A 12,885-nucleotide genomic window follows, 5' to 3' on the forward strand; every position below is an offset into this window, starting at 1 on the left:
ATGTTTCTGATAGGACGCCCGGTGGCATGACCATAGGCATTATTGACGTATTTGCCGGCCCCGGTGGTCTTGGTGAAGGCTTTAGCAGCTTTGTAGCCAGTAACAAGATGCGCCCGTTTAAGATCGCCGTGTCGGCGGAAATGGAGAGGACTGCTCACGCTACCCTTCGATTACGCTCCTTTGTGCGCCTACTTCGTGAACGCGATGGGCGGCATCCGTTAGCCTACAGGCGTTTCATGGAGTCTATCGCAAGCGCTCAAACGGTCCTGGCTGATGGCGTCTTTTCAACTGACGGGCACGCGTCACTTTGGGCGGAGGCCGATGCGGAAGCCTTGAACTTGACACTCGGCGTGCCGGAGCACGACGAACTTCTCTACTCGAAAATTGAGAAGGCGCGACGCAAGTTCGATGAACTAATCCTTATCGGGGGGCCGCCGTGCCAGGCCTATTCTCTTGTCGGTCGTGCTCGGCAGCGGAACGTCCCAGGATTCAGCACGTTGGGGGATAAGAAGCATTTCTTATACCTCGAGTACCTGAAGATACTCGCGCGCTTCCGACCCGCCGTTTTCATCATGGAGAACGTAAAGGGCATCCTGACGTCGTCAGTCGGGGGCAATCTGATGTTTGATCAGATCCGACGTGACCTTGCTAATCCTGGCGCAACTGTGGGTGAGCGGAGGAGAATTGGCGAGGACGAATATGTCCTGCTACCGATTCACACTGAAGCAGGCGCTCATCGGGACCCCGAACAAATAGCGCACGATCCGTCAGGCTTTATCATTCGCTGCGAAGATCATGGGATACCACAGGCGCGCCACCGCGTGATCATAATGGGCGTGCGGGCCGATATCGCCAGTGCCGCGCTGACCGTGCCTGGCCTCCCTCTTCGGGATACGGTCCCAATCGAGGACGCCCTCTCGGGGCTGCCTCGACTCCGAAGCGCCGTGAGCCGAGGGCCGGGGGGCGGCGACGAATGGTCCTCCGTCCTTGAGGTCCAGAGAAAGCTGATCATCCCTAAGATCAGGCGTGATCTCCCTGAGGTTGCGGACCTCCTGTCGCGCGTATCGTTTAGCCCCAACCTCCCACGAGAGTCGGTGCAGTATGCGTCTGCCAAATCCGCCTTTGCGAGGTCAGCACAGGGGGGGACCGACGTGATTACGAGCCACAGCGCTCGGAGTCATATGGCCGGCGATCTCGGCCGATATATGTTTGCAGCCGCATTTTCGGCAAAAGCACGTCGCTCACCTAAGAATGTAGAGTTCCCTGCCGCTCTGGCGCCCGACCACGCGAACTGGTTGTCAGGTGCATTTGCCGACCGATTCCGGGTCCAACTCAAAAGGCGCCCATCAAATACGGTGACAAGTCACCTTTCGAAGGATGGGCATGCCTTCATCCACTGGGATGTAGGGCAGTGCCGGAGTATCTCGGTACGAGAAGCCGCTCGGTTACAGTCGTTCCCGGACGATTACGTATTCACGGGTAACCGAACGCAGCAGTTCGTCCAGGTCGGCAACGCTGTCCCTCCCATGATCGCGGTCGATATTGCCCGGGTTGTATGGTCCATTTTGGGGGGCAAAAGATAATGGGCAATCGGCCGATAGAATAGGGAATTAGGAAAGGGGGAAGCGAATGGACCGCATAGGCTACATTTTCACATCAGATGACGAGCAGCCGCTCGTCCGGCACGCTTGAGGCGCGCCTGATGGCATCTGCGATTAGTGCGCTCTTGAAGATGGCAGTGACGTGGGGCGATGCAATCAGCGCCGCCGCCCAGGTCGAGCGCGGTGCCGACCCCAACGGACGGGACTCACGGGGTCGAACCGCACTCATGATTGCCGCTAACAAAGGGCACGATGCCGTGTGTGAGGTGCTCCTCCGCCACGGCGCAGGAGCCGAAGAGGTAGATGAGTCGGGCCGAACCGCATTCGACATGGCCCAACAGTTGGGTCATCGGACCGTTATCGAAGTCCTTCAGCGGTGGCGTGCGACCAGTCCGGTCCCGAGCGAGGGACCGCAGCAGGCGTCGATCGACGAACCTGTAGCGGACCTCTTTGGCGCCGGTGGCTGGGAGTCCGAGCCGGAGGTCGTGCCTCTCGTCACTCGTGAAAGGACCGACGAGGTCACGCTAGAGCTTCGTGGCGCCCTAGAAATCATTCAGGAATTTGTGCCGGATTTCGGCGCCGGCGTCGATTGGTCTGACGTTGATATCGCGTTGCCGGAGCCAGTATCTCGTCGTTCGAGCTTTGCGCGCCTGGATCCCGAATCCGTTGCTCGAGTATCAGCGACGCTTTCAGGCGCACTTGATAGCGGTTTCATTTCAATCGCTGAATTGGAAAAGCTCGCGGGTACTGTGAGAAATGAGCGGCCAGAGGAGTTCTGCCGGCATCTTGCTTTGGCTCTGTCGGATGTAGGTGTGTCTGTTCATAACGACTTGCCAGCCGGGTGGCCGGAGGACCATTGGCCTAGCGACGGCCAGGAGGGAGCCAATCACGAGCAAGTCAATGACCTGATGCGATTCCTGGGAGATCTCGCATCGTGGCGCAATGATCCAATGGCGACGTTCTCCCGTAATGCGCGCCGCTCCCCGGCATTGGATCGCACTGCCGAGTTCGAATTTGGCTCACGGCGAGACGCGCTCGTTCAAAAGATCGAGTTACTAATTGGTGCTGATCAGGTTCTGCGGGAGAAGGCCGAGAACCTGCGTTCGGCCGCCATCAGTAGCAATTCACAGGAAACTGAATTCGAAGAAGACGACGCGTCGGACCAAGAGGAAGTCGATGCATTGCCTATTGAGGAATCAGAGGTTAGGCCGCCGTCATCTGAAGATGACAGTCAGCGGTTCCTATACGATCCCTCTCTCCTTCGTGCCCTGGCGTTTGGTCTCTCGAGTCATCAGTTCTCAGACTTCATGGCAGCGAAAGAAGAATTGAGTGATCTCTTCGAACGGTTTGTTTCGTCCAATATCGGTCTCGTTCATAGGGTAGTGAAGCGATATCAAAATTTAGGCCTGGACTATAGCGATCTCTTCCAAGAAGGTTGCATTGGTCTCATGCGAGCGGCAGTTCGTTTCGATCACAATCTGGGATTTAAGTTCTCGACGTTCGCGACTTGGTGGATTAGACAAGCAATGACCCGTGCGATTGGGGATCGAGCCCGAACGATTCGAGTCCCTGTCCACATGCACGAGCTACTGACAAAAATCGCGGGCATCAGGCGGCGGATGACCGACGCCGAAGAGCGAGATGGTCTAGTAGCTCGTTTGGCACAGGAGCTAACCATTTCAGCCGCATCCGTTCGTAAGGCGCTACTTGCAAACCAGGACGTCGAGCTAGTGGATGAGTGCGACTCGGTCCTTCGCCGCTACTTGTCTGTCCCGTCGTCCGACGCGCAACCCGACGACGTTGCTTTGGACGGCCAAGTATCGAACGTTGTTGGGCAGATCCTTTCAGAGCTCACCGCGAGAGAGGCGCGGGTCATTCGTCTGCGATTCGGGATCGGCACGGAGGACAGCATGACCTTGGAAGAGGTTGGTAAAGAGTACGGTGTTACACGGGAACGAATCCGACAGATCGAAGCAAAAGCGCTAAGAAAGCTTCGTCACCCGAGCCGACTGGGAAGGTTTCGAGACGTCCTCGCCCTTGGAGATTTAGGCGTAGTCGACGATACCCTCGAGGCGGAGGCCGTATGACCTTCCGAGACGTACCGCCCCGACCGTCGGCCATGCTTGAGTCACTTCGAGGCTTGGGATACACGGCCGCCTCAGCCATAGCGGACATTATCGATAACAGTATCGCGGCTAGCGCTAAGGCGGTCGATGTCCTATTCGCATTCGACGGAGCACGTTCCTCGGTATCGATTCTCGATGATGGCGTAGGCATGTCGGATTCGGAGCTCGAGCTCGCAATGCGTCTAGGAGATCGGAGTCCATCTGAAACGCGGAAGGCGTCGGATCTCGGAAGGTTCGGCTTGGGGCTGAAGACAGCCTCCTTCTCGCAGTGCCGTCGCCTTACGGTGGCCAGTAAGAAGGCGGGGACCACGTCGATTCTTCGGTGGGATCTCGACTTGTTGACGGACCCAAGCCAATCGGCATGGCGCTTGTTCGAGGGGTTCTCGCCTGGCTCTGAGGCCCTCCTTCAGCCTCTGATGAATGCTGTGTGCGGGACACTAGTTGTTTGGGAGAACTTGGACCGGCTTCTGCCTAGTGACTCCGGCGAGCAGGAGTTGCTTGACGTAATTGACGTTGTGGAACACCACCTCGGGATGGTGTTCCACCGATATCTCGCGGCCCGACGAATTCAGATCCGTATAAATGGACATCCAGTGAATACTTGGGATCCGTTCATGACTTCAAACTCCGCGACATGGAGTTCTCCGGAGGTGGTGCTCGCGGGGGGCGGAGGGCGAGTGACGCTGCGAGGGCACGTTCTGCCTCATAAGGACAGGCTTTCGGCGAAAGAGGCCGAGATGGGTGCCGGAACCCGCGGATGGGCGGGCCAGCAAGGCTTCTACGTCTATAGAAACGAGAGACTGCTCGTGGCAGGAGGCTGGCTCGGGCTTGGGAAGGGTCGGGCGTGGACGAAAGACGAAGCCCACAGACTCGCGCGCATTCGGATCGATATATCGAACGACGATGATGCTTCTTGGAAGATCGATATTCGGAAATCGGTCGCGTCGCCACCGGCGAGTCTTCGAGCGGGCATCGTCCGACTCGCGGACGACGTTCGGTCCCGGGCCCGTAAGGTTTTTGCACATCGGGGTAGGCCGGCACCACGCGCACCGGGTCAGTTAGTGCAGGAAGCCTGGCGGACGGAGCAGTTTGCTGGGGGTACAAGGTATCGAGTCGATCGAACTCATCCCGCGGTCGCGCTCGTTCTGTCAGAGGGTGATCGGTCCGACGCGGCGATTGCCGGGATGCTCCGCTTACTCGAGGAGACTATTCCTGTTCAACGCATTTGGCTCGATACGGCGGAGGCGAAAGAGACGCCCCGAGTCGGGTTCTCTGGGGCGAATGAAGACGTTCTTCCAGTTTTGCGTTCTTTGTTCAGAAACTATGTCCTGCGAAAGAACTATTCACCATCCGAAGCGAAGCTCAGGCTTTCGCAAACCGAACCATTCAACAACTTTCCGGACCTCGTCGACGGCCTCCCAGACGAGCTCATCAAGGAGTGATTCTCTGTGTCCGAAGATCTGAGACAAATCAAAGTTATCAAGGTGGTCCAGGAGCTCGTCGCCGACGACGATGCGGCGACCTCCATCACGCCGGCCCTCCTCGCAGAGAAGGTCGACGCGGTCCTTCGTATGAATCCGCGCTGGCGTGATGGCCTGAATGTACAAGCTGTACTTGACGAGCTCATCCGTCGCTTCAGCGTTCGCCTTGAGCGCGACACCTCGCTCCACGACGATGACGACCATGAAAATTGGCTCGACGGTGCGCGGCAGCAAGGATGGAAATACTGGCAAAGGTACAGGGAGTGGCTCGAACGATCCCTTCCGTGGGATGTAGTGGACGGCTTAGATCGTTCGACCAATGATATTTTGAAGCGGCTCGAAGATCCCAATCGAGCGGGTTCATGGTCTCGTCGCGGCCTAGTAGTGGGGCACGTCCAGTCTGGAAAGACAGGCAACTTCACGGGGCTGATTAATAAGGCTGCCGACGCAAACTATAAGATCATCATCGTCCTCTCGGGACTCCACAACAACCTCAGATCTCAGACGCAGCTCCGGCTCGAGGAAGGCTTCCTCGGGTACCAGACCGACACGCGTCAGGACTTGCCAAAGCCGATTGGCGTAGGTCTCATCGATTCTGATTCTTCTATTGCGCCAAATTGTGCGACGACCCGGGCCGATTCGGGCGACTTTTCGAAAGTCGTCGCGCGACGGCTCGCTATCGCCCCAGAGGCTCGGCCGTGGCTTTTTGTCGTAAAGAAGAATAAGACTGTGCTGAGCGACTTGCTCAGGTGGATTCAGACGCGAGTCGCTGATCTGCCAGTTGACCTCGGCGATGGCGAGGCCGGAGACCCACGAGACCTTCCCCTAGTGCGGAAGCGTGTAACGCAGCTCCCGCTACTTATCATCGACGATGAGGCCGACAACGGTTCCGTTGATACGAAGGAGCAGCTCTTTGTCGATGGAAAGCCCGATGAAGAGCACTCTCCAACCACCATCAATAAACTGATACGGCGCATTCTTAACTCGTTTACTAGGTCAGCATACGTTGGATATACCGCGACGCCCTTTGCAAATATCTTCATTCACGAGCGAGGATCGACTCGTCAGGAAGGCGCCGACCTGTTCCCTTCTGCGTTCATCCACAGCTTGTCAGCTCCCTCCAACTACGTAGGGCCGTCCCGAATCTTCTCAGGTAAGGGTGCTGTCGAAGGTCGCGCCGGCCTGCCCGTCGTGAGGACGGTGGACGACTATTGCTCCGATGATGGACGAGGTGGATGGATGCCGCCTCGGCACGACGCTTCGCACGTTCCATTCATCGAAGAGGATGGCAATCTTCCCAAGTCATTGGTCGAGGCAATTGACTCCTTTCTAATTGCTTGTGCGATCCGAAATATTCGCGGACAGCGCGCAAAGCACGCTTCAATGCTCGTGCACGTTACGCGATATACGATGGTGCAGAACCATCTGTATACAGACATCGAAACGCACGTGAGAAGGACTAGGCAGAGGTTGGCCCGCGGTCTAGCGGACGAAGCCACTACTCGCCGCCTTCGTACACTATGGGATGCCGATTTCGTAGCAAACGAGCGCGCCTTCCAGGGAGTCATTGACGGCGAGGAGTGCGTGCTCCCGTCGTGGGAGTCGGTGTTGGCGGAATTGGTCGTTTCCATCGCAGACATTGATGTGAAGATGATCAATGGCAAGGCGAAAGACGCCCTGGACTACGTCGAAGGTGGAGCTAAGGGATTGCGAGTGATCGCTGTTGGTGGCGACAAGCTTGCTCGGGGCCTCACGTTGGAGGGGCTGACAACAAGCTACTTCCTTCGCGCCTCAAAAATGTATGACACACTGATGCAGATGGGTCGGTGGTTCGGGTATCGCCCGAACTACCTAGACTTGACTCGCATCTACACAACGCACGAGCTCGTCGAATGGTTCGGGCACATCGCGGACGCCGCCAGCGAGTTGAGGGAAGAATTCGACGAAATGGCGCTAACGGGCGCAAAGCCACGTCAGTTCGGACTTAAGGTTCAATCTCACGACGTCCTTCTCGTTACCTCTCAGGTAAAGATGCATTCAGCTAGGAGTCTGCAGATTTCTTTCAGCGGCCGAGTTGTGCAGACCGTGTCCCTTGCGAGCTACGCTACACAGCGCAACTGGGACGCCGTCGCGCGCTTGGTTCAAGCCGCGCGGACTTCGCCCATGGATGCCACTGCGGGGAATCGCATACGTCCTGAACCAAAGTCTTCTATCACGATCTGGGAGGGCATTGGCTACGCCGCGATCACCGATTTTTTGGTGAGCTTTGTTACGCACCCCGCGGCCTACCGCGTCAATGGACCCTTGCTGGCTGAATTTGTTCAGCTAATGGCGTCGCACGGAGAGCTGACGAAGTGGACCGTTGTCATCGCTGGCAAGGGAAGCGGCTCGACGCGTGAAGTCGCGCCCGGCGTGATCGTTTCGCCGGTCACACGAAACGGTGAGGTCGCGGGCGATCGGTTCTCTATTGGGACGTTGCTTGATCCGAAGGATGAACTCTACGGAATGTCTGAGGCGCAGTGGGATGCAGCGGTGGTAGAGACATCCAGGCGGGCGAAGGAAAAAGCAAGAAAGAATGGAGACGCCGCGCCCACCACCATAGTAGATGCTCCCAGCGGACCCGCTGCTCGCTACGTTCGCGGTATGGGTAGTCCAGGCGTAAGGCCAGAGCCGGAACGCGGCGTCATCGTTATCTATGCGATCGAACCCGTCTCCCCGGCCGACGAACTGATTCCAGGCTTTGTGCTCAGCTTTCCTGATAGTGGCCGTGGTGCTCGCGTTGAGTACAAGATGAACAACGTTATGTGGGAAACCGACTATGCCACGGCCTGACTATTTGGCAGAGCTTAGAAATTCATGGCGAGCCTTGGCAGGCAATGATGATGCTGGCGGATATCGTCTTATCGATGTCCTTAGTCATCCGCAGCTGCGCGTGAGGGCTGGTCGGTTGGGTGCCGAAGAAGCGATCGTATTCGCATTTGGTGGCGGCCCTCGACCGGTCGCCGAGGCCCCGCCAACAGGCCAAGGGTTTTTGCTCACCATCATCGACGGACCCAACGCCGTAGGCGAGACGTGGTATTCGCTCTGTCGAAGGCCCAATGGCGATCTCGACATGTTTGAGAACGTAGCTATCGACGTTCTTAACGCCGTCTTGGAATACAAAGGCATTGACTCGACCTTGCGTGTGCGCACGTTCCTCAACCGAATGCGCGCCTGGCAAGATTTCATGAGGAAAGGGCAGCCTGTCATTCTTTCGAGCGAGGAAGAGGTGGGGCTTTTTGGTGAACTCATCGCTCTTCGTGCGCTAATTGACAGAGGTCTAACCGCAGACTCAGCCGTGGCCGCGTGGATGGGGCCGCAAGATGGCATTCATGACTTTGTGCTAGGTGCCGGTGGAATTGAGGTAAAGACCTGTTCTAGGCATGGTCGCTTTGTCGCCAGAATCGGCGAGCTCGATCAGCTGGATGATTCAGGAGTAAGGCCTTTGTACCTGATGGCGGTACAACTAGGTCAGACGGACGTCGGTCAGTCGCTTCCCGAGAAGGTTCAGGAGGTGCGCGACATTATTGCCGGCGAAGTCGATGCACCGTTGCGCTTCGAGAATTGCCTTCTGAGGCTTGGGTACGTCGACCTTCATTCGACCAGCTATGTTCGACGTTTTTCAGCGCTTGAGACACGACTGTACGAAGTCAACGATCAATTTCCCCGTCTCTACCCAGGAAACGTTCCGAGCGCCGTTCTGCGAGCGTCATATGATTTGGATATCGAGGCTATTCCGGTGGAACAAGTAAGTCTCGAACACGCATTAAGCAAATTGGGAGTGATCTGATCAATGGAACTCGGAGACTTTCTTCTTCAGCTAAAAGCAGACGTCGACGCAGAAATAAGCGAGCGACTCCGCTCGTCTGAGAGCAACTATCCCTATGCAGAATCTGTCTTCACTGAAGTTGTGACGAATCACATGGCGGAGGTCGGGATGACCTTTGAGCCACAGTTGTGTCATTACGCTACGAAGGTGGCGAATGCGAATGTCAGGATGAGTGCGTTTGCAGTTTCTGACGATTCTGACCAGCTCGATCTGTTCATTAGCGTTTACGAAGGATCCGACGCTCTGACGGCGATCAGCGACACGGAGACGAAGACTGCGGCGGAACATTGTTACAGATTCTTCGTTAAGTGCGTCGAGGGCGACTTTGCGTCAACCATGGATGAAACAAATGACGCGTACGAGCTTGCTCTTCTGATCCAGCGCGGTTACAGGAACCTGGATCAGATTCGTATATTCGTACTCACCGACCGGATTGCGAAGACTAAAAATTTCAAGTCGCGAGAAGTCGGCGGGAAGGTTGTCAAGCTCGAGGTCATGGATATCGAACGGTTGTATAGGCACTGGTCTGCCGGCAAGCCGCGTGACGAGCTGATTGTTAACTTCAATCAAATAGCTGGTGCGCCTCTTCCTTGCGTCTACGTTCCGGGTGTCGGGACGGGGTACAGCTACGCGATGACTGCGGTACCTGGCGAGTCGCTCAGGTTTATCTATGACTCATTCGGCGCTCGGCTACTAGAAGCAAATGTTCGGTCGTTCCTGAGCGCGACTGGAAAGGTTAATAAGGGTATTCGGGATACGCTCCGCGATGAGCCTGAAAAGTTCATGGCGTACAATAACGGTATTGTCATTGTAGCGGATGAGATTCGCCTAGATCGAGCTCTCGACGGCAGCCCGGGCATTGTCGAGCTACGCGGCATGCAGATCGTGAACGGAGGTCAGACGACGGCATCGATCTACTTTTCAAAGAAGAAGAATCCCGATATCGACCTGACAAAGGTGCGAGTCCCGGCGAAGATCATCATTCTCAACAACCAGGAATCTTCCGTTGAGGAAGCACTTATTTCAGATATCTCTAAGTACGCGAACAGTCAGAACTCCGTGAAGCAGTCAGATCTCTCTGCGAATAAGCCGTTCCACGTTGATCTAGAGAAGATGGCGTCATCGACGTATTGTCCGGACGGCGTGGGGCGTTGGTTCTATGAACGTTCCGCAGGGAGCTACAACGTCATGCTTGCGCGCGAGGGTAGTACGCCTGCGAAGCTGCGCGACTTGAAGAGCAAGGTTGTCCCCCCAGCGCGTAAGATCTCGAAGACTGACCTCGCAAAGTTCGTCAATACCTGGAACAGACGCCCCGATGAGGTGAGTCAAGGCAGTCAGAAGAATTTTTCTCTGTTCATGGATTCCATACGTGACCAAGAGGATGCCGGGACGCTGCCAGTTCTAGACGTGACCACCTTCAAGCGAATGATTGCGTCGGCGATTCTCTTCAAGAAGACACAAGCGCTCGTACGCCCAATGTATCCAGCGTTTCAAGGGAACATCGTGGTCTATTTGATTTCGACGGTGGCGGAGCAGTATGGCGACGTCTTCGACATGGACCGAGTCTGGAATCAGCAGGACATCTCGCCAAGTTTGCGTCGTCAGCTGCAGGTTTGGAGCAAGGAAACGCACGAGGCGTTACATCAAACCGCACAAGGTCGCATGATCTCAGAGTGGGCAAAAAGAGCAGAGTGCTGGGACTCTCTAAGGCGCAGGACTTTGTCGCCAGTGAATGGAACCATTCCGGAGATTAGGGCGAGCTAGGAGATTGCATCTGCCGTCACCGCTCGCTTGCCATTGGTCAGTTAATGACTCACGCATCGACGTAAGTTTTCAGCGGGTTCAGGTTTGCGCGAAAGTGCGTGCGCGAAAAAGGTATAAGGGATTTCAGAGATGCCGATGACAACGGTAAATGTGGAGTTGGATTTCCATTCTGCTGGGCAGGGCCTTTTCGCGACAGGCGAATTGTTTTTAGTGCCTGCTAATAAGCGAGCGGTCTTTCGCTGGGTGTATGACTGTGGCTCATCTGCCGGTAGGAAGGATGCCCTGAAAGGAAGTATCGATGATTACGCCAACCGCCTCGATCGCGATGGTGAGGACGTCATCGATCTTGTTGTAATTTCGCACTTTGATCGAGACCACGTGAATGGACTCATAGACCTCCTTGATCGAGTCAGAATTCGAACGTTGCTACTTCCGCTTCTCTCGATATCAACGAGGATTGCAGTCTTGCTGGCCGAAGGTGACGATGCCGACTCAAATCTCGCAAGCCTCCTCTTTGAACCGGCTTCGTTCTTGGCTTCGAATAGTAGAGATGGACGCGGTGTCGCTCAGATCGTTCTGATTCCTCCGTCAAGCGGTTCGAGCGAGGGAGATCCAGCGGGTTTCGATGGTGGCGGTGCACCTTCCGACGACGGCGTGACGTACCCGATTGACCCGAGATCATCCGAAATTATCGCGGCAAATGGTCTAGAGTCGAACGCCGAAATTGAAATGAGGGTTGCGGCGGAGCGTGGCGTCATACGTGTCATGAACTGCTGGGAATTTGTGCCTTACAACGACGCGTCAGTGCCCTCCTTGGAGCCGGGACTCTCTAGTCAAATCGAACTTACCGCTGAAAAGTTCAAGTCTACGACAGACAAGCAGGTTCGCGCGTCTCTCTTGATTGAACTTAAAAAGATATATGAGAACACTTATCCGACAGGGGAGATGAGGAATAGGATTTCGCTCTTCGTGTACGGAGGCCCAACGAGCACGTGGCTTAAGGTAAATCGGTTCAGAGAAACCATTGTCGAGCAGCGCTCGTATTCCTACTCGGAGATACGTCGCTACACGGAACTTGCGTTGGCGTGCGGTTCCGACGCGGTTATCTATACCGGCGATGGATATTTGGACACGATGGAATCGATTAGGTCTCTTCGAGAATACTTTGGCGCCCACCGGATGGATCGGCTGTGTGTCTTCCAAGTTATGCATCATGGATCGAAGAATAATTGGTTTCCAGGGCTTGCCGATGAGTTATCGCCCGCTGTGAGCGTATTCAGCTCCGATCCGAGCCATCATCACGGTCATCCGCATGCGGAGGTGCTTAGGGACTTTTGGGAATTTAACTCCCTTCAGGTCGATCGGAAGCGTTGCGTAAAGGTCTTCCTTTATTTTGAGCATTGAGAAGGGACGCCGTTCTTAGTCGGCTTGCTTGCGATCGGTTTATGCCGCGTCAGACGGTTTGGCGTCATGTTCCAAGCCACCTCCGTTTGAGTGGGGTCTGGTGTTGGAGGGCTATCCCGCTCGTCAGGGGCATGTTCCGCCGTGACGTTTTTAACCGTATTACCGTTGCCGTTGGCCTGTGTGGTGGTGATCGCGGGCGACAGTGCGGGAGGGGGTGTTCAGACCGTCGCAACGCCCAGATGATTACTTGAGCGCCTTCCAGCGGAAGGCGGGAGATCCATAGCCATTCAAGTACGGGCGGGGGGTGGATTATTTTGATTACCCATCGTGCGCCTTGACGGCGATCTCTCCCGTGCGGCGGTTTCGCTTCCGGCCCAGAACCCTCCTGGACTTCTCGACCAGGCCGAGAAGCGCTGAAAGGATGGAGATACAGCTAGCCAGGGTGCTGAAGAGTGGTTCCATTGGAATCCCGTTTTGATCGTGAGCGTGGTCGCTTTCGTGCACACCCATGGTACGGCCCGTGCTTCGAGTTTCTCGGGAGAAAGGGGGCGGTTTGAAGCGATCGTTTCGGATCTCGGAAGGGGGTGTATGCGATTGAGGACCCTACGGGCCGAAACGGCGTTGATAGCAAGAACCATCAA

General features: G+C 55.9%; 7 protein-coding genes. All 7 read left to right on the forward strand.

Annotated features, from left to right (window positions below; genetic code table 11):
* Positions 1-26 precede the first annotated feature (26 nt).
* The 7 genes from ABIE56_RS15625 (at position 27) to ABIE56_RS15655 (ending at position 12,244) form a co-directional block, all read left to right on the forward strand.
* Positions 27-1,583, forward strand: a complete 1,557-nt coding sequence (locus tag ABIE56_RS15625) for a DNA cytosine methyltransferase (RefSeq protein WP_429244711.1) — start codon at positions 27-29, stop codon at positions 1,581-1,583.
* A 119-nt stretch (positions 1,584-1,702) separates the two neighbouring features.
* The gene (locus ABIE56_RS15630) at positions 1,703-3,688 is read left to right on the forward strand and encodes a sigma-70 family RNA polymerase sigma factor (protein ID WP_429244712.1); all 1,986 of its coding nucleotides are present in this window, start codon (positions 1,703-1,705) and stop codon (positions 3,686-3,688) included.
* A gap of 32 nt (positions 3,689-3,720) precedes the next feature.
* Positions 3,721-5,169, forward strand: a complete 1,449-nt coding sequence (locus ABIE56_RS15635) for an ATP-binding protein (protein ID WP_429244713.1) — start codon at positions 3,721-3,723, stop codon at positions 5,167-5,169.
* A gap of 6 nt (positions 5,170-5,175) precedes the next feature.
* The gene (locus tag ABIE56_RS15640) at positions 5,176-8,040 is read left to right on the forward strand and encodes a Z1 domain-containing protein (RefSeq protein WP_429244714.1); all 2,865 of its coding nucleotides are present in this window, start codon (positions 5,176-5,178) and stop codon (positions 8,038-8,040) included.
* Entirely contained in the window at positions 8,027-9,037 is a 1,011-nt protein-coding gene (locus tag ABIE56_RS15645) for a PD-(D/E)XK motif protein (protein WP_429244715.1), read from the forward strand. The genes ABIE56_RS15640 and ABIE56_RS15645 overlap by 14 nt, the downstream gene beginning before the upstream one ends.
* 3 nt (positions 9,038-9,040) lie before the next feature.
* Positions 9,041-10,840: an AIPR family protein gene (locus tag ABIE56_RS15650; RefSeq protein WP_429244716.1), complete on the forward strand. Its 1,800-nt coding sequence runs from the start codon at positions 9,041-9,043 to the stop codon at positions 10,838-10,840.
* A 129-nt stretch (positions 10,841-10,969) separates the two neighbouring features.
* A complete protein-coding gene (locus ABIE56_RS15655) occupies positions 10,970-12,244 on the forward strand; it encodes a hypothetical protein (RefSeq protein WP_429244717.1) in 1,275 nt (424 codons plus the stop codon).
* Positions 12,245-12,885: the final 641 nt, after the last annotated feature.

It is taken from the genome of Luteibacter sp. 621 (assembly GCF_050435445.1).
GTDB lineage: Bacteria > Pseudomonadota > Gammaproteobacteria > Xanthomonadales > Rhodanobacteraceae > Luteibacter.